This window comes from Aquibium carbonis (genome assembly GCF_003970795.1).
Taxonomy (GTDB): Bacteria; Pseudomonadota; Alphaproteobacteria; order Rhizobiales; family Rhizobiaceae; genus Aquibium; species Aquibium carbonis.
On the sequence record NZ_RWKW01000041.1, the window covers coordinates 40706 to 58376 of the forward strand.

Annotated in this window: 21 protein-coding genes and 1 riboswitch; of the genes, 10 read left to right on the forward strand and 11 right to left on the reverse strand. The window is 61.9% G+C overall.

Annotated features, from left to right (window positions below; translation table 11 throughout):
- Nucleotides 1-73 precede the first annotated feature (73 nt).
- Complete coding sequence (locus tag EJC49_RS12035; RefSeq protein ID WP_126700172.1) at nt 74-949, forward strand: 3-hydroxybutyryl-CoA dehydrogenase; 876 nt, start codon at nt 74-76, stop codon at nt 947-949.
- An 83-nt stretch (nt 950-1032) separates the two neighbouring features.
- Here the strand turns inward: EJC49_RS12035 and EJC49_RS12040 are convergent, their stop codons facing one another.
- From EJC49_RS12040 to EJC49_RS25645, 5 genes are all read right to left on the reverse strand, one after another.
- Nucleotides 1033-2043 (reverse strand): GGDEF domain-containing protein, encoded by a 1011-nt coding sequence (locus EJC49_RS12040; RefSeq protein WP_245453376.1) that lies wholly within the window; start codon nt 2041-2043, stop codon nt 1033-1035.
- A gap of 287 nt (nt 2044-2330) precedes the next feature.
- Nucleotides 2331-3635: a nicotinate phosphoribosyltransferase gene (gene pncB / locus EJC49_RS12045; RefSeq protein WP_126700173.1), complete on the reverse strand. Its 1305-nt coding sequence runs from the start codon at nt 3633-3635 to the stop codon at nt 2331-2333.
- A gap of 101 nt (nt 3636-3736) precedes the next feature.
- Nucleotides 3737-4099 carry a response regulator gene (locus EJC49_RS12050; RefSeq protein ID WP_126700174.1) on the reverse strand — a complete coding sequence of 121 codons (363 nt, stop codon included), beginning with the start codon at nt 4097-4099 and terminating at the stop codon, nt 3737-3739.
- A 59-nt stretch (nt 4100-4158) separates the two neighbouring features.
- Complete coding sequence (gene hpt, locus EJC49_RS12055; protein WP_126700175.1) at nt 4159-4701, reverse strand: hypoxanthine phosphoribosyltransferase; 543 nt, start codon at nt 4699-4701, stop codon at nt 4159-4161.
- Nucleotides 4701-4877 carry a hypothetical protein gene (locus tag EJC49_RS25645; protein WP_170314692.1) on the reverse strand — a complete coding sequence of 59 codons (177 nt, stop codon included), beginning with the start codon at nt 4875-4877 and terminating at the stop codon, nt 4701-4703. The genes hpt and EJC49_RS25645 overlap by 1 nt, the downstream gene beginning before the upstream one ends.
- A gap of 640 nt (nt 4878-5517) precedes the next feature.
- On the opposite strand from EJC49_RS25645, the gene ftsE reads away from it, so the two are divergent.
- The 4 genes from ftsE (at nt 5518) to EJC49_RS12075 (ending at nt 8818) form a co-directional block, all read left to right on the forward strand.
- Nucleotides 5518-6177 (forward strand): cell division ATP-binding protein FtsE, encoded by a 660-nt coding sequence (gene ftsE, locus EJC49_RS12060; RefSeq protein ID WP_126700176.1) that lies wholly within the window; start codon nt 5518-5520, stop codon nt 6175-6177.
- Nucleotides 6164-7141 carry a cell division protein FtsX gene (locus tag EJC49_RS12065; RefSeq protein WP_126700177.1) on the forward strand — a complete coding sequence of 326 codons (978 nt, stop codon included), beginning with the start codon at nt 6164-6166 and terminating at the stop codon, nt 7139-7141. Before ftsE ends, EJC49_RS12065 begins: the two co-directional genes overlap by 14 nt.
- A 136-nt stretch (nt 7142-7277) precedes the next feature.
- Nucleotides 7278-7952: a YdcF family protein gene (locus EJC49_RS12070; RefSeq protein ID WP_126700215.1), complete on the forward strand. Its 675-nt coding sequence runs from the start codon at nt 7278-7280 to the stop codon at nt 7950-7952.
- Between the two features lie 77 nt (nt 7953-8029).
- On the forward strand, nt 8030-8818 hold the full coding sequence (locus EJC49_RS12075; protein ID WP_126700178.1) for a lysophospholipid acyltransferase family protein: 789 nt from the start codon (nt 8030-8032) through the stop codon (nt 8816-8818).
- 67 nt (nt 8819-8885) lie between these two features.
- Here EJC49_RS12075 and EJC49_RS12080 read toward each other — a convergent pair whose 3' ends face one another.
- Nucleotides 8886-9410, reverse strand: a complete 525-nt coding sequence (locus tag EJC49_RS12080; RefSeq protein WP_126700179.1) for a gamma-glutamylcyclotransferase — start codon at nt 9408-9410, stop codon at nt 8886-8888.
- A gap of 63 nt (nt 9411-9473) precedes the next feature.
- Between EJC49_RS12080 and EJC49_RS12085 the strand changes: the two genes are divergently transcribed.
- Entirely contained in the window at nt 9474-10469 is a 996-nt protein-coding gene (locus EJC49_RS12085) for a DUF2125 domain-containing protein (RefSeq protein ID WP_170314693.1), read from the forward strand.
- A 25-nt stretch (nt 10470-10494) separates the two neighbouring features.
- Here the strand turns inward: EJC49_RS12085 and EJC49_RS12090 are convergent, their stop codons facing one another.
- Together EJC49_RS12090 and hisC are read right to left on the reverse strand one after the other, a co-directional pair.
- On the reverse strand, nt 10495-11430 hold the full coding sequence (locus EJC49_RS12090; RefSeq protein WP_170314694.1) for a prephenate/arogenate dehydrogenase family protein: 936 nt from the start codon (nt 11428-11430) through the stop codon (nt 10495-10497).
- Between the two features lie 2 nt (nt 11431-11432).
- Complete coding sequence (gene hisC / locus EJC49_RS12095) at nt 11433-12536, reverse strand: histidinol-phosphate transaminase (RefSeq protein WP_126700181.1); 1104 nt, start codon at nt 12534-12536, stop codon at nt 11433-11435.
- A gap of 99 nt (nt 12537-12635) precedes the next feature.
- Nucleotides 12636-12713: riboswitch (SAM riboswitch) on the forward strand.
- 69 nt (nt 12714-12782) lie between these two features.
- Here hisC and metX point away from each other — a divergent pair.
- Nucleotides 12783-13958 (forward strand): homoserine O-acetyltransferase MetX, encoded by a 1176-nt coding sequence (gene metX / locus EJC49_RS12100; protein WP_126700182.1) that lies wholly within the window; start codon nt 12783-12785, stop codon nt 13956-13958.
- Nucleotides 13958-14575: a methionine biosynthesis protein MetW gene (gene metW, locus EJC49_RS12105; protein WP_126700183.1), complete on the forward strand. Its 618-nt coding sequence runs from the start codon at nt 13958-13960 to the stop codon at nt 14573-14575. The genes metX and metW overlap by 1 nt, the downstream gene beginning before the upstream one ends.
- A gap of 80 nt (nt 14576-14655) precedes the next feature.
- Here metW and EJC49_RS12110 read toward each other — a convergent pair whose 3' ends face one another.
- Complete coding sequence (locus tag EJC49_RS12110) at nt 14656-14859, reverse strand: hypothetical protein (protein ID WP_126700184.1); 204 nt, start codon at nt 14857-14859, stop codon at nt 14656-14658.
- A gap of 40 nt (nt 14860-14899) precedes the next feature.
- On the reverse strand, nt 14900-15655 hold the full coding sequence (locus EJC49_RS12115; RefSeq protein ID WP_126700185.1) for a class I SAM-dependent methyltransferase: 756 nt from the start codon (nt 15653-15655) through the stop codon (nt 14900-14902).
- 144 nt (nt 15656-15799) lie between these two features.
- On the opposite strand from EJC49_RS12115, the gene gloB reads away from it, so the two are divergent.
- Complete coding sequence (gloB, locus tag EJC49_RS12120) at nt 15800-16567, forward strand: hydroxyacylglutathione hydrolase (RefSeq protein WP_126700186.1); 768 nt, start codon at nt 15800-15802, stop codon at nt 16565-16567.
- Nucleotides 16564-17001 (forward strand): cupin domain-containing protein, encoded by a 438-nt coding sequence (locus EJC49_RS12125; protein WP_280960035.1) that lies wholly within the window; start codon nt 16564-16566, stop codon nt 16999-17001. Before gloB ends, EJC49_RS12125 begins: the two co-directional genes overlap by 4 nt.
- A 5-nt stretch (nt 17002-17006) precedes the next feature.
- On the opposite strand, the gene EJC49_RS12130 is transcribed toward EJC49_RS12125, so the two are convergent.
- Complete coding sequence (locus EJC49_RS12130) at nt 17007-17660, reverse strand: lysoplasmalogenase family protein (RefSeq protein WP_245453377.1); 654 nt, start codon at nt 17658-17660, stop codon at nt 17007-17009.
- Nucleotides 17661-17671: the final 11 nt, after the last annotated feature.

Below are 17671 nucleotides of genomic sequence, written 5' to 3' on the forward strand. Positions count from 1 at the left end.
AGGATAGCCTGTTGCGGCGCTCGTCGCGTCTAGGCGATGGCGCACCTCCGACACAGGTATCCGTAGGATCACCATGGCAATTCAGACGGTCGGTATCATTGGAGCTGGTCAGATGGGTGCTGGTATCGCCCACGTTGCCGCGCTCGCCGGCTATCGGGTGCAGTTGCATGACATCTCACAAGATCGAATTGAGAAGGGTCTCGCAACCATCAGCGGCACCCTCGCGCGGTTGTCTGCATCTGGTAAATTACCGGACGCGGAGCGTTCGACCGTAGTCGGCCGCATTGCCGCAGCTGAAAAAATTGAGGATCTCGCTTCGGCCGATCTCGTCATCGAAGCCGCTACCGAGGACGAGACGATCAAGCGCAAAATTTTCGCTCAGCTTTGCCCGATACTGAATCCGGAAGCGATCCTGGCCACCAACACTTCCTCGATTTCGATCACGAGGCTCGCGGCTCAGACCGATCGACCCGAGCGGTTCATTGGCATTCATTTCATGAATCCGGTGCCGCTTATGAAGCTGGTCGAGTTGGTTCGCGGCATCGCCACGGAGGATTCGACCTTCGAGGCCGCCAAGGCATTCGTCACCGACCTCGACAAGACCGTGACGGTGGCGGAAGACTTCCCGGCATTCATCGTCAACCGTATCCTGCTGCCGATGATCAATGAGGCGATCTATACGCTTTACGAAGGTGTGGGGTCAGTAGAGGCAATCGATACCGCCATGAAGCTCGGAGCGAACCATCCGATGGGACCGCTTCAACTGGCCGACTTCATCGGCCTCGACACCTGCCTGTCTATTATCCAGGTGCTGCATGACGGTCTTTCCGACTCGAAGTACAGGCCTTGCCCCTTGCTTGTGAAGTATGTCGAAGCTGGTTGGCTTGGTCGCAAGACCGGTCGCGGCTTCTACGATTATCGCGGCGAGCAACCGGTGCCGACCCGCTAGACTTGCACGCCCTATTTTCGCGGCCAGGATCTTGCACCAGAATTCGTTTCATGCCTGCATTGGTACGAGCCAGTCGATTGACCTTATTCAGACTTGTAAAGCTGCCAGTTTTTTGAAGTGGTGAGGTCTGGCAGGGCGGAGAACTGGGTGGACTGATTGCGGCCGTTCGCCTTCGACATGTAAAGGGCTCTATCGGCCTTGGCATAGAGATCGTCGGCGCTCTCGGCCTGCGCAGCCATACAGGCGCCGATCGACACTGTCACGGCGCCTCCCTGCGTCCCGATATGGCCACTTATAGGCACAAGCCGTTCGACGGCCTTGCGGATGGTCTCAGCGAGTTCCGTGACCGCGCTTTCCTTCAGCCCGTGAACGATCACAGCAAACTCCTCGCCGCCCGTACGTGCCACGACCATATCCGACGTGGCAGTTGTACGGATGATGCTTGCTACATGCTGAATGATCTTGTCGCCGACAGGATGGCCGTATCGATCGTTGATCTGCTTGAAGCGATCGATGTCGGCAAGAATGAGCGCGCTGTACAGAATCTTCTTAGGGTCGTCGTACACGAGGGCAATTGAGCGGTCGAAGGCGCGCCGATTGCACAACTGCGTCATCGGGTCGGTATCCGCGAGCTTCTTATACTCCTCGAGCTTGGATTTGACCTCCTCAAGCTCGGCCGACTTATCGATCATGTGAGAAACGAGTTGCTTGCCCTGCTCGATCTTGGAATCGGTTGCCGAAGCCATGATGCCAGAAATCCGTTGAAGGATCTCCTGGGTGACTACTTCACGATTTTTGAGGCCGTGGGAGCTCTGGCTGAGGATTGAGCCATAGCGCTCAAGCTGGATACGTTCACGTTCGAACAGTATCATCACTTCTTCGACCTTGTTGGCGATCTGGTCGCGAACGTTGTCAACGAAGAGCTGGTTGGTGGTCTGGATGAAGTACTTGATGCTGAGGCGATCGAGTTCGTCCTGCCGCGGTCGGGTGCCAAGCGCCCCGAGCTCGGCGTTCAGCTCCGAGTTCGATCCTGCGAAGACCTCGTAGTAGATTTCGTAGTTGCGAGGTGTTCCCATGACGCCCATGGCACGCATGGCAAGCGCTATCTTGGTCGCGATGTCGGACGAGTTGCTGTTCCGGGGCGCGGGCGCAGTCGTTGCCGTCGGAGCCGTCGAACTTACCATCTCTTTACCCAACCCGCTCCCCACGTCTCATGCGTGGTGTGCGGATCGTACGGCTCTGCCGTCTGGATCCGCTCTCCAGCCTCGTAAACACCCTTCAACCCAAGAGCGAGACATGCCACAACCCAGGCTGCTTACGCATACGTTAGCTTGGGCCTGCTAATTGTCCGTTAAAGTCATATGGTGGCGAAGAAAATGACTTACACTCGGAGAGGCTTTGACACCCGGTCCTCGCTGCCGAATATCCCGATGTAGCGCGATATCTCCTGCGGTTGGCCTGTCGCCTTCTCTGGATTGTCCGAGAGCTTGACCGCTGGCCGGCCGTTTGCGTCGCTGACCTTGCAGACGATTGAGATCGGCGTGAGTCCGCCGAGCTCGATAGGGGAGCAGCCCTCGAAGTCGTTGGTCAGGTTCGTGCCCCAGCCGAAAGCCATCCGCACCCGACCGTGGAAGTGGTGATAGGATTTCTCAATGGTGTCGACGTCGAGCCCGTCTGAGAAGATGAGGAGCTTTTCCTTGGGGTCGCGGCCGCGATCCTTCCACCATTCGATGATCTTCTCGCCACCTTCGATCGGAGGCGCGCTGTCCGGACGAAAGCCGGTCCAGTCGGCCACCCAGTCCGGCGCGCCCCGCAGAAACGAGGCAGTCCCGAATGTATCCGGTAGGACGATCAGCAGATTGCCTCCGTAGTACCGATTCCAGTCCTGTAGCACTTGGTAGGGCGCGGCAAGCAGCCCCTCATTGTCCTTGGCCATCGCAGCCAGCACCATCGGCAATTCATGGGCGTTGGTGCCCAGCGCCTCGAGATCCGTGTCCATCGCCAGCTTGACGTTGCTGGTGCCGGTCAAAGCTTCGCCGAGGCCTTCCTTCAGTGCCTCCACGCACCAACGCTGCCATAGAAAGGAGTGACGCCGCCGTGTCCCAAAGTCGGAAATACGCAAGTCCGGCAGTTTGCGCAGCCTTTCCACTTTTGACCAAGTTCTTGCCTTGGCGCGCGCATAGAGCACATCGAGGGTGAAGGGTCCGAGTGTTTTCATGGCGGATCGCGAGCGCAGCTCGTTGATGATTGCGAGCGCCGGGATCTCCCACATGCTGGTTTCCCGCCAACGGCCATGGAAGCGGAGCTCGAACTGGCCGTCACGCCGGTCGAGCTCATACTCGGGAAGCTGAAATTCGGCGAGCCAGGCAAGGAAGTCAGGCTGGAAGATCTGCTTGCTGCCGTAGAAGGTGTTGCCGGCGAGCCAGATCATCTCCTTCTTCGACATTCGAAGCGAGCGGGCGTGGTCGAGCTGCTCGCGGAGCTCGCCTTCGCTGATCTCATCCGAGAGTCGCACCGACGTGGTCCGATTGATCAGTGTGAACGTCGCGTCGACTTTGGGATAGAGCCCCCAGATCATTTGCAGCATGAGGAGCTTGTAGAAGTCTGTATCGAGCAGGCTCCGGATGATTGGGTCGAGCTTCCAAGTGTGATCATGGACGCGCTTGGCGATATCGGTTTTGGTCATGTCAACCCTCCTGCCGCCAGCGGCGATGCTCGGCCCCGGCTGGCTCTAGGACGATTGACGGGCCTCGGCAAGACGTGAGCGGGATGAGCGTTGGTCCAGGCTCAGCTCGCGTGCTGGCGGACCTTGGTGCGAATCTGGTCGAGCGTGAAGGGCTTGGGAAGGATCTCGAGGATGATGCTGCTCAGTTCTTCAGCATGTTCACGCATGTCCGCGTACCCAGTGATCAGCATAATCCTGAGACCCGGGAAAAGAGCAGCTGCTGCCTTCGCCATCTCGATACCATCCATTGCGGGCATCCGGATGTCCGAGACGACGAGGTCGTAGGCCCCGTTACTCGCACGGATGCGCTCGAGACCCATCTCGCCGTCTTCCGCGGTCTCCACCACATGCCCGTCGCGTTCCAGTGCGCGAGCAGCAAGGGCCCGAACGGGCTCGTCATCCTCGACGATCAGGATCCTGCTCATCCTTGCGGAATTCCGCTGTTCGATTGAGATATCACGAATCGAGGTCGCCAGTATCGATCTCAGGCGTCGCCCTTTACGACCCCGACGAAGGGCAGTTCCCGAAAGGCATGTGCAACATCCATGCCGTAGCCCACGACGAAATAGTCCGGGCAGTCAAAACCGACATAATCGGCAGTGAGCTCAGTTTGGCGTTTGCTGTGCTTGTCGAGAAGCACGGCTATCGAGACACTACGAGCACCGCGTTCAAGCATCAGTTCGCGCGTGAACTTCAGCGTTTTGCCGGACTCAAGTATGTCATCGATCAGCAGAATGTCGCGCCCGCGAACGTCGTTGTCGATATCGCGCAGCACCCTGACTTCGCCGCTGGTCGTACCCGTTCCATAGCTTGATATGAAAATAAACTCGACTTCTGGAGAAGCCCCTGCGTCATGCATTGCCCTTATTAGATCAGCTGCGAAGATAAAGGATCCTTTCAGGATCGAGATGACGAGCAGGTCTGTGTAATCGCGCGAGGCGATTTCCTTGGCGAGCTCGAGATTGCGGAGCGCGATCGTAGACGCACTGAAAAGAACCTCGATCTCTTTGCCGCGTACCACTGGCATCAGTCGTTCCCCTTGGTCACCTTCACAGCAACGCCCCCCACCGAACCCATCGGCGCGTTGACGCGGCTGGAGAAATGGTAGCGTTCGCCGGGCTCCACCATGGCGCCCCCAGCGTCCAGTGTGTAGCGGGTGATGCGCCCTGCGTCACTCGTCACTTCTATGGCAAGTCTAGGCATGTATCCAGATTCTGCGGCAGTGTTCTCGACGCTGCCGTCGATAATGAGCAGCCGTCGGGCGCCTCGTTCCTGCAGATGCGAAGTCAGTTGTGCTATACGCATTGGCTCTGTTGAGGACGGAGCAAGCACCGATCCCGAGAGCGCATGTCCCCCGGAAACCCAGAATGATGCGATGGCGACAACGACGCCAGAGATCCAGAACATCGGGCCAGCGCGCTCCCGAGAGGTACGATCTGTCGAGCCGCGCTTCAGCATGTCCATGCCGGCGCGCGTTTCGCTGTGGTTCATCCGTCTTTGCGGACCGAGACGGTCAGAGGAGCAGGGTACCACAGTCGACAGGTGCAGAACCTCGAACTCAGCATCCTCTATATCGCTTGCCATTGCGAGGCCGGACCCTCGGACGCAACGGACCGTCATGATTTCGCCCGAGACCGGGCGGAGGTGTCGCACATCGAACATCGGGACCGGCGATCATGGTGGAATCCTCTCCACGAGATAGAAGGAAATGGTTAATGTTTCGCTGCCGAAGGTCAGCCATTTCGCTTCGGCATCCGGATTCTTAACCAATCGTTAACCACGCGGCGTGAACGTCCCGCGTTCAGGCGCGGGCGAACAATGCAAACCAGAGCCGCAGGGTACAGTGATTCGATTTGAGAACGTCGGCTTGAGATACGGCATGGGCCCGGAGATACTCCGGGACATATCGTTCCACATTCCGCGCGGATCCTTCCAGTTTCTGTGTGGCCCGTCGGGTGCGGGCAAGACAACGCTGCTGCGCCTTCTTTTCCTGTCGCTGGCACCAACCCGGGGATTGATCACGGTCTTCGGCAAGGACCGCACCCAGATCCTCCGCGCCGAACTGCCCCTCATCCGGCGCAAGATCGGGATCGTGTTCCAAGACTTCCGTCTGCTTGACCATATGACCACCTACGAGAATGTCGCGCTGCCGCTGCGTGTCCGTGGACGCGAGGAAGCAAGCTACCGCAATGACGTCGTCGAATTGCTGAAATGGGTGGGCCTCGGCGACCGTCTGCACGTGTTGCCTCCAGTTCTTTCTGGCGGCGAGAAGCAGCGGGCCGCCATTGCGCGGGCGCTCATCGAGCAGCCGGAAATTCTGCTGGCTGACGAGCCGACCGGTAATGTCGATCCAACGCTTGCGCGCAGGCTCCTGCGCCTCTTCATCGAACTGAACCGATCGGGGACAGCGGTAGTGATCGCCACGCACGATCTCCACCTGATGGATCAGGTGGAAGCCCGTCGCATGGTGCTCGCGGAAGGCAGGCTTGATGTCCACGACTGACCAGACGCCGGCAGTCCAGCGGACCGGGTCGGGCGCCAAGACCTGGCGACGGCCGGCTTCGATCGTCCCGCAACGGAGCGTGGCGGGACACGCGCTCGTCATTGTCATCGCCATCATGACGTTCCTCTCCTGTCTCACCTTGGGCGCCGTAACGCTGGTCCGCGACACGGCTAGTGTCTGGCAGACCCAGATCGCGCGTGAGGCAACGATCCAGATCAAGCCGGGCGACGGTATCGACATGAATGCCGCGCTTGCGCAGGCGCAGGCGATCGCTGCCGGCTTCGGCGGGGTACGGTCGGCGACGATCATTGACAGCGCTGCGACAGCGCGACTTCTCGAGCCGTGGCTTGGCGCCGGACTGAACATCGAGGAACTCCCGGTTCCGCGCCTTGTCATCGTCACCATCGACGAACGCGCGCCGCCCGATTTCGCGGCCATGCGGCAAGCGCTGCAGGCGAGCGTGCCGAACGTTAGCCTGGACGACCACCGCAATTGGGTAGACCGACTGATTTCGATGGCACACACCACCGTCATGATCGGCATCGCCATCCTGATTCTGATGCTGGCGGCGACTGTCATGACCGTAGTGTTCGCCACGCGTGGGGCGATGGCAGGCAACGGACCGGTCATAGAGGTGCTTCATTTCGTCGGTGCGGAGTCTCAGTTCATCGCGGCGGAATTCCGCCGGCATTTCCTTTGGATCGGCCTAAAAGGCGCTGCAGCGGGCAGTCTCGCCGCTATCATCGTCTTCGTCGTCTTCGCCTGGTGGTCATCCCGAAATCTCGCCACGCCGCAGGCCGATCAGGCGACGGCTCTATTCGGGAACTTCGTGATCGGTACGACGGGCTACGTCGGCGTTCTCTTCATCATGGCGCTGGTCGCCGGATTGACGGCCGCGACAACCCATTTCACCGTGGTTTCGCGGCTGAATGGTATCGACATCGGACGGACGGACCATGATTGAAAACGGCACCGGACACGCGACGATAGGGCCGGGATGCCACCATGTCCGCCAGCAGGGCTGCTCTCTATCGAATGCCGCAATTGCAAGCTATGACAGGTCTACAAGGGATGCACGAAAGGGTGGCGGCGCCGGCAATATGAATCTGGATCGCGCCGATGGGGAACGAACGGGGCGTAGCCGGCTCGGCTGGTTCGTGCGCGGTTTCCTGGCCGCGTCCGGGATCGTATTCCTAGCCTTTATTTCCGGTTTCGGCTGGTTCGCAAACCAGATCGGCCAGCTCGAAACTCCCGCCGATCCACCCGGCGCGGATGCCATCATCGTTTTGACCGGCGGCCAGTTCCGTCTCGACGCGGCCGTCGACCTGCTTCGTTCGGGAAAGGGCCGCCGCCTTCTGATCAGCGGCGTCAATCCGATGGCGCGAGATTCGGAGCTCAAGGCTGTGATGGGGACCGACGATCACCTGTTCTCCTGTTGCATCGACATCGACCGGGCAGCCCTCGACACGATCGGCAATGCAGCGGAAAGCGCTAAGTGGGTGAACGAGCATGCCTATGATTCTGTCATTCTCGTTACAAACAACTACCATATGCCGCGCAGTCTGCTAGAGATGCGGCGCTTGTTGAAGACAACCGACCTGCGCCCTTATCCTGTTGTCAACAGCCGGCTCGACGATGGTAGCTGGCTTGTAAAACCGGACGCCGTGCGCGTTCTCTTCACGGAGTACACGAAATACCTGACCGCATTCATCCGCAGCCCCTTCGTCAGCAGCGCCCGGTCGACGATGCAGACGCACAGCGCTAATGCCGACTGATCGTTCGCGGACAGCCGAGGTTTCCCTTTTCCAAGGCCGGTGCTAGGTACGGCGGCTCAACATGACGCGGCCCACCGATGCTCGTTCTTCGATCGCTTGCCTACAACGTCGCCTTCTATCTCAACCTCATCTTGCAGATGTTGTTCTGGACGCCATTCTATTTCCTGGCGCCCCGGCATCTCGCCTGGTTCATCCCGAAATTCTGGTCGCGGTCGAGCCTCTGGCTGCAGACGGTCATTGTCGGAACCCGGTTCGAGATAACTGGAACCGAGAACTTGCCGGAAGGCTCATTCATCCTGGCACCCAAGCATCAGTCGTTCTGGGACGCCATCGCGTTCTTTCCCTATCTGCGCGATCCGCTTTACATCCTGAAGCGGGAACTGCTCTGGATCCCATTCTTCGGCTGGTATGTGGCCAAGATGCGTATGGTGCCGGTCAACCGCGGCAAGCGGTCGGCAGCGTTAAAGGCCGTAGTCGCGCGAACCCGCAAGGAAATGCAGCACAACCGCCAACTCATCATCTATCCCGAGGGAACCCGCAGGGCACCGGGTGCGGAGCCTGAATACAAGTGGGGCATCGTCGAACTTTACGCGCAACTCGACATGCCAGTGGTGCCCGTCGCCCACGTCGCGGGGCTCTACTGGCCGCGCCGGCAGTTCATGCGTTATCCTGGTACCATAAAGGCCCGCTTCCTGCCGCCGATCCCGCCGGGCCTCTCCAAGGAGGAGTTCATGCGGCGCCTGGTCGCCGAAACTGAAACAGTCGTCGACGAACTGCTGATCGACGCCGCGCATGGTCCAAACCCACCCGCCTTACCCCAAAGCGCCCGCAAGCGGCTCGCGGAGCTCGGCCGGCCGGTCCTCTGAACAGAAGACCAGGCAAGCAACCGTTCTCGATGGGCGCCTCGGCGATCCCGCGATCGCGGCGCGAATTTCAGGATCGCTCCGAAAGCCGCCGAGCCACGTCTTCCAGCCAGTGATCGCGGATGCCGAGCGCCTTTAGGTGGTCCACCGTGTTGAGGACATACTCCTCGTTGGGGCCGGATCGTCCCACCGCGCCGCGCACATGGGCGGCAGCTTCCTCGGCGTGCAGGGCGCCCGCGTATTGCGCATGCCGGCGATCAACGACGTAGGAGATCGCCTCCGCCCGTTCGCCATCCGGCAGGCTGATCGGCAGGAGCTTCTCGCGGTAGACGTAGGTGACGAGTTCGCGCTCGCGCAGATAGGCCATGACCTCGTCGCGCAGCTCGCCCGGCACCTGGAAGGCGAGGCCGATGCAGGAGCCGCCGCGGTCCAGCCCGAGGACGAGGCCCGGACGCTCCGGTGTGCCGCGATGGACGAAGGATCGGACGCAGAGCGCGCGGCGAAAGCCGTGAATACGAGCCCGAACCGTCCGCGTGTGGGCGAAACCGGGCCTCCAGATCAGCGACCCATAGCCGAACACCCAAAAATCGCCCATATGCAAAGCCTATTCGATGGACATGCCGGGATGCCGCCGGCGAGGGTTAGCGAGGTCGACCGCATGACGTCAAGTGACACCGAAGCACCGCGCGGCAGCCGCAAGTTCATCTGGCTGGCGGCCGGCATTATTTTCGCGATCGCGGCCTATACCGGCGGCTGGTTCTACGTCGTGGGCATTCTCGAGCGGAATGTCGACCAGACGTTGCAACGCGCCAACGACGATGGCGGGCAGGCCGTCTGCTCCAATCGGGAAGCGCGGGGCTATCCTTTCCGTGTCGGGGTATTCTGCGACAAGGTCAGCTTCACCGACGGCGAGGAGGACATTCTCATCGAAGGCAACGGCTTTCGTACCGCCGCCCAGATCTACGATCCGCTCAAGATCGTCGGAGAACTGGACGATCTCCGGCTGCGGCTCTCGGATAGCCGGGGCGGTTTCGGTGCCACCGGGCAGAACGTCCGCTTTTCCGCATCCCTCGACGATCCGCTGCCGCAACGTGCCTCGCTGACGCTGAAGGAGCTCAGCGTCGACTCCATGCCGCTAGGCCAGGGCCTCTCCACCATGTTGCGGGCACTCGCCGGCGAAGCGCACATGCGCCAGCGCGAAGGCAATCTCGACTTGTCCGTCCGCGGCCATTCGCTTCGCCTCGCTCCCCCGGAACTGCCGGGCGGGATCGATCTCGCGCGCGTCAAGTTAGACCTGACCGTCGAGGACGGCGTTCGCCTCGCCCTGACCCCGCCAGACAGCCTGCGCGGCCTCAGCTTCCTCGTGCGGTCGGCATCGGTGTTCGTTTCGGACGATGCGGGCGTCACCATTTCCGGACCGATCTCCATCGGGGCGGACGGGCTGATCGATGCGAGACTGGAAGTCGAGATGGATCGACCGGCCGAAGTGGCCGAGAAGCTTGCGGTGGCGTTGCCGGATCAGGCCAAAGAGATCCGCTCGGTCATGGGCGGCTTCGCCATGCTTGGCAACGCGGCCTCGCTGCCATTGAGGATCGAGAAGGGCCGCGCACGCATCGCCTTCGTCCAGCTCGGAAGGCTGCCGCCGCTGGACTGAAAAGCGTCCGCGCCTTGCGCTGGCCTCAGGCCTTCTCGGGATGCGCGACGACCTGGCGCCCGAAATCCGGTGCGTCGACTTCCTGGCCGGCCTCGATGATCGAACGACGGATAGCGCGGGTGCGCGTGAACAGGTCGAACAACTTGTCGCCGTCGCCCCAGCGGACCGCGCGCTGCAGCGAGGCAAGATCTTCGGAAAACCGCGCCAGCATTTCCAGGATAGCATCGCGATTATGAAGGCACACGTCACGCCACATCGTTGGGTCGGAGGCGGCCAGACGGGTGAAGTCGCGGAAGCCGGAAGCCGAGTACTTGATGACCTCGGACTTCGTAACGGCTTCCAGGTCATCCGCCGTGCCGACGATGTTGTAGGCGATGATGTGTGGCAGGTGCGACACGATCGCCAGCACCATGTCGTGATGGTTCGGGTCCATCACGTCGATGTTGGAGCCGCAGCGGCGCCAGAACTCGGCAAGCCTCTCGACCGCGGCCTCGTCGGCGCCGGCCTGCGGCGTGAGGATGCACCAGCGATTCTCGAAGAGCGAGGCAAAGCCGGCGTCCGGACCGGAGCGTTCGGTGCCGGCGATCGGATGGCCGGGAATGAAGTGAACGCCGTCGGGAATTTCGGGCGCCATCTGGGCGATCACCGACGCCTTCGTGGAGCCGACGTCGGTCAGGATCGCGCCGGGCTTCAGCGCGGGACCGATGGCCTTCGCCACTTCGCCCGAAGAACCAACCGGCACGGACACGATGACGAGATCGGCATTCGCGACCGCATCCTTCGGGTCGAGGTGATACGTGTCGCCTAGGTCCAGTTCGCGCGCCTGGTCGAGGGTCGACGAGCTTCGTGTCGAGATGGCGATGGTGCCAGCAAGGCCGTCCCGGCGGATGACGCGGGCCAGTGACGAGCCGATCAGGCCGATGCCGACCAGCGCTATGCGTTCGAACAGGGGATCGGCCATGGTCAGGTCTTCAGGAATTCGACAAGGGCGGCAACGACCCCGCGATTTGCCTCTTCCGTACCGATGGTCATGCGCAGGGCATTGGGGAAGCCGTAGCCGGCGACGCGGCGCAGGATGTAGCCGCGCTGGGTCAGATACTCGTCCGCCGCCGCCGCCGAATGGCGTTCGCCGTCGGCGAAGTGGACGAGCACGAAATTGCCGACGCTCGGCGTCACGCGCAGGCCGAGCGCGGTCAGTTCCTGTGTCAGCCAGGCGAGCCACTTGTCGTTGTGCGCGAGGGCGGCCTCGACATGGGCGCGATCCTTCATCGCCGCGACGCCGGCCTCGATGGCGGCGGCGTTGACGTTGAAGGGGCCGCGCACGCGATTCAGCGCGTCGATGATCTCGGCCGGCGCATAGATCCAGCCGATACGCGCGCCGCCGAGGCCGTGGATCTTCGAGAAGGTCCGCGTCATGACGACGTTGTGCGAGGACGACACCAGTTCCATCCCCGACTCGTAGTCGTTGCGCCGGACATACTCTGCATAGGCCGCGTCAAGCACTAGGATCACATGCTTCGGCAGTCCGGCATGCAGGCGCCGCACCTCGTCGAAGGGGATGTAGGTGCCGGTCGGATTGTTCGGATTGGCCAGGAAGACGATCCTGGTCTTCTCCGTCACGGCCGCCAGGATGGCGTCGACGTCGGCAGTCTCGTCCGTCTCCTTGACCGCGACAGGCACGGCGCTCGCGGCCTGCGTGTATATCCGGTAGACGAGGAACCCGTGCTCGGTGAAGATCGCCTCATCGCCCGGCTGCAGATAGGTGAGCGCGAGCAGGCCCAGCACCTCGTCGGAGCCGTTCGAGCACAGGATGTTCGCCGGGTTCAGTCCGTGCGCCTCGGCGATCGCCTCGCGAAGCCGTGTTGACGCGCCGTCGGGATAGAACTCCAGCTTCGCCGCCACGTCGCGAACCGCCTCGATCGCCTTGGGCGATGGGCCGAGCGGGCTCTCGTTGGAGGAGAGCTTGTGAACCTTGGCTACCCCCGCCGGCGCCGCGCTCTTGCCGGGCACATAGGCGGCGATGTCCATCACGCCGGGTTTTGGTTGCGGGCGCTGAAGCTCGGTCATGGTCGGCTGTCCTGTCGAAAGGGGCGGCGCCCCGGAATGCGCGGCCTGCTCTAGCAAAGCTTTGCCATTGACGCAAAGGGCGGAGGGCGATAATGAGCAGCCGACTTCCGTGGTGATTTGGCCGGTCGGCTTGCAGCCACGTTAAACAACTCGCTAAAGGGCCGATTGCGTTTTTCGTAACCGGCCTTGCACCCGTGCAACGCCGGTTTTTTGTTGCGCGGGCCCGACCGGTGGAAAGAAGGGAACATGGCCGCCGAGCGCGCCCACATCGCGAACAACGAAGCCAACGAGCCGTCGAGCAAGATCGTCCGGTTCGGGACCGACATGCCGCTGAAGCTCGACTCCGGCAAGATCCTGACTCCATTCCAGATCGCCTACCAGACCTATGGCGAACTCAACGCCGCGCGTTCGAACGCGGTCCTGATCTGCCATGCGCTGACCGGCGATCAGCACGTGGCCAGCGACAATCCCGTGACCGGAAAGCCTGGCTGGTGGGACGTGCTGATCGGCCCCGGAAAGGTGATCGACACGAACCGGTTCTTCGTCATTTGTTCCAACGTCCTCGGCGGTTGCCTCGGCTCCACGGGGCCTGCGACGATCAATCCGGAAACGGGCAAGCCCTGGGGCCTCGACATGCCCATCGTCACCATCGGCGACATGGTGCGCGCGCAGGTGATGCTGGTCGACCACCTCGGCATAGATCGGCTGTTTTCGGTGATCGGTGGCTCCATGGGCGGCATGCAGGTACTGCAATGGGCATCGAGCCATCCGGAGCGCGTCCACACCGCCCTGCCGATCGCCACCGGCGCGCGCCACTCCTCGCAAAACATCGCATTCCACGAGGTCGGACGCCAGGCGGTGATGGCCGATCCCGACTGGTGCGGCGGGCGCTACATCGAGGCCGGCAAACGGCCGGAAAAGGGGCTCGCGGTGGCGCGCATGGCCGCCCACATCACCTATCTGTCCGAAGCCGCCCTCCACCGCAAGTTCGGCCGCAATCTTCAGGACCGAGACGCGCTGACCTTCGGTTTCGACGCCGATTTCCAGATCGAGAGCTACCTTCGCCACCAGGGCATGAGCTTCGTCGACCGCTTCGATGCGAACTCCTATCTCTACATGACCCGCGCGATGGACTACTTCGATCTCGCCGCCGACCATGGCGGCCGTCTGGCCGATGCGTTCCGGAACACGAGCACGCGCTTCTGTCTCGTGTCCTTCACCAGCGACTGGCTGTTCCCGACCGAGGAAAGCCGCTCGATCGTGCATGCGCTGAACGCGGCGGGCGCGTCCGTGTCTTTTGTCGAGATCGAGACTGATCGTGGTCACGACGCATTCCTGCTCGACGAGCCAGGTCTTTTCAGCGCCATCGACGGCTTTCTGCGGTCGGCCGCCCGTGCGCGTGGGCTGGAGGAACTGGCCTGATGAGCATCAACAGCAATGGACCGCGCGTCGATCTGCAGCTGATAGCCGGCTTCATATCGCCGCGTGCGCGCGTGCTGGACGTTGGCTGCGGCGATGGCGATCTGCTCGCCTATCTGGAGCAGGACAAGCAGGTGGACGGGCGCGGCGTGGAGATCTCGCAGCGCGGCGTCAACGAATGCGTGGCGCGCGGCCTGTCCGCGATCCAGGGCGACGCCGACAAGGATCTGGTCTTCTATCCCGACAAGGGGTTTGACTACGTGATCCTGTCGCAGACGCTTCAGGCGACCCGAAATCCGCGCGAGGTGCTGGAACAGCTCCTGCGGATCGGCGAGCGGGCGATCGTGTCCTTTCCGAACTTCGGCTACTGGCGGGTGCGGCTGTCGCTCCTGCTGCGCGGCCGCATGCCGGTAACCCGTGACCTGCCCTACAGCTGGTACGACACGCCCAACATCCACTTCTGTACGATCCGCGACTTCGTGGCCCTGTGCGAGGAAGTCGGAGTGACCGTCGAGAGCGCCATGGCGCTCGACCGCGAAGGTCACTCGATTGGCGTATCTATGCCATGGTGGTTCTGGAATTTCTTCGGCCAGCAGGCTGTGTTCGTTCTGAAGCGCTAATTGTGGTCGCCCATGAGGGGCCGGGTTTCAAGGCGAAAGCATACGTTATCGTCACGGGAAGATTGCGAGACGGGTTGGCTTCACGCGGCTCGCATCGGTTGCGATTCGCCAACCGCGTCCAATTCCACGAAGCATTCGTGCAGCAGGTCGAGATCGACCGGTACGATTTGGCTTAGCTTGACGTCCAACTCGTCGAGACAATATCCGCCATCGACAAGCTCACGTACGAGCTGGCGGATTAAAGCCCTGTCGTCTAGGCGCGTGATTTCCGTACTCATGGACATACCCGGACCCCTTTCGGATGATGCGGAAATGGTGCGCTCGTCAGGGTAAATTCCGGGTTAAGGTTGGGCTTCGCGCGGCGCCCTGAGGCGCAAGGACTGGCACGAAGACCCGGCGAGACGCGCGCTGCGCAACAGGAATGCCCTGATAGAGCCGCTTCTGTGCTTCCACAATCAGGACGCCGCAAAACATTGGCCAGAGGCGGCGTCCAGTGCGCTCGATGATCTGGTGCGCCCGTAGTGCCCAGCGGCGTTGTGAGGGGGGATAAAAAAGGGCTTCCGCCCAAGAGGCCGGCGTGAAGTTGGTTTCTCGCAGAAGCGAAAGAATCTGCCCCCGCGACCAGGGGCGGCCAGTGCCAAAAGGCGTGTGTTCGAAACGCGCCCAGACGCCCCGGCGATTGGGCACAACGATCACGAGCCTGCCGCCGGGCGCCAGCACCCGCCATATTTCCATCAAGGTCTCGCGGGGGTTCTCGGCGTGTTCGAGCGCGTGCACCATCAGCATGCGGTCGATGGAGGAATCGAAGAGAGGCAGCTCCTCGTCAAAGACCAGCGCGGTCGCAGAAGGACCCTGCGGCGGCCAGTTGATCGCCCCTTGCGTGGCCGGCATGAACGAGAAGACACGCTCGGCTTGCGTGCCGAAGCGATCGAGCCACGGCAACGTGTAGCCGAGCCCAACCAGTCGCTCATTGGGCAGGGGCGACCAGATGCTCGACAGTGCCATGGTGATCGACCGCTCGGCCAGCCTGCCGAGTGTGGTCGAATAGAAGGCGCGCAGATCGACAATGTCCGAATACATGGCGCGCACGGTAGCGCATGCGTCGGGAAAGGGCACCCGGTTTCAGGAAGTCCTGCGGCCGAAGCTCGCTGTTGACGCAAGGAAAAGAGTGGCATCGCGTCACATCGCGCCCTATCGTTTCTCCTCTGCGCGAAAGGGGATGGTATGGGCCTGGAAATCGAACAGTTCATGTGCCGAAGCGACAACTTCGGCGTGCTCGCTCGCGATCCGGCGACGGGCGAAACGGCCATCATCGATGCTCCGGAAACAGAGCCGATCCTTGCGGCGATCGAGCGGACCGGATGGACGCCGACCGTCATCCTCACCACGCACCATCATGGGGATCACGTCGAGAGCAACCTGGCGTTGAAAGAGAAGTTTGGACTGACGATCGTAGGGCCCGATTCCGAGGCCAGCCGGATTCCGGGCATAGACCGCACCGTGAAGGATGGCGATACGTTCATGCTCGGCAACGAAACGGTTCGCGTCATAGAGACGCCGGGCCATACAGCCGGGCATGTCTGCTATCATTTCCCGGATTCTCGCGTGGCTTTCACCGGCGACACGCTGTTCTCGCTCGGCTGCGGGCGGCTGTTCGAGCGCAGGCCGCCCGACATGTTCGATTCGCTCAAGAAGCTCATGGCCCTGCCACTCGAAACGGCGATCTATTGCGGGCACGAATACACGCTATCGAACGCTCGTTTCGCACTCACCATCGACCCGACCAATTCGGCACTGAAAGTCCGCGCGGCCGAAGTGGAACGCCAGCGTGCGGAGGGGCTGCCGACGCTGCCGACGACGTTGATGCAGGAAATGGCGACGAACCCTTTCTTGCGGTCCCACGATCCGGTCATCCGACGAAATCTCGGCATGGAAGCAGCGACAGATGAGGCGGTGTTTGCGGAAATCCGTAAGCGCAAGGACATCGCGTGAGCGACGAAGCGACCGAGGTTCAGCGGATCATCGAGGCGCTCGGCATGCGGCCGCACCCTGAGGGCGGCTGGTATGTCGAGACCTTTCGCGATGCGGGCGGCGGCCGGCGCGGTCATTCGACCGCGATCTACTTTCTGCTGGAACGTGGACAGGTTTCCCATTGGCACCGGGTGAAGGATGCGGTCGAAATCTGGCATCATCATGCAGGTGCACCGCTTGAGCTATCGTTATCAGCCGATGCGCGGGCCGTCGAAAGGCGGACGCTCGGACCTGACATCCTTTCAGGCCAGCGCCCGCAGGGCATCGTTCCCGCAAATGTTTGGCAGTCCGCTAGGAGCCTCGGCGACTGGACTTTGGTTGGTTGCACGGTTGCGCCCGGATTCGCGTTTTGCGCCTTTGAGTTGGCGGCGCCTGGCTGGCAACCTGTCGGGTAGGCGGTTCAGCGATGGAGTAGAAATCCCAATGCGATGCAAGCCTGCGCCGTGTAGTAGAGGACCCATACCGCGGGTGCGACGACCGCCTGACGCTCCGATCGCATCGGAATGAGGAACCGGCCGGATGCCAGAATCGCGTCCGACGCCATAAACAGGACAGCGCCGACGATGACGGCCGGCGATGGTAGTGTCAGGGCTGCAATCCCCATCGCTAGGATGGCCACGACGTAGATCGCTACCGGAACGACCATGCCGCCTGGGAGGGCGGGCCGCAGCCCCAGGAACATGCCGCCGGCGAAGACCACGACCATCGCCGCTGCCGCAACGCGCCAGGGTTCGGCCGCGAACGCTGCCAACCCACCGCCGGCCATGCCGAAGAGGGCGACATAGACGAGATGCGCGACCAGGAACGAGCACAAGCCGGCGACGAAGGCCCGCCCGCTGTCCTCCGCGAGAAACAGGTCGCCGAGCGCGGAGAGGAACAGTGCGGCGGCCAGGAGCAACGGTCCACCCTCGACCAGCACCAAGACCCCCAGCAATGCCGTCGACGCGGTCTTGGCGAAGGTCCGTCTGAATGACGAGGGTTGCCTAACCAATGCTAGGTAGAGAAGCGCCGCGACCGCCGAAAGGATCAGTGTGCCGTTGGCGGGCGCCTCCACGCCGCCTGGAA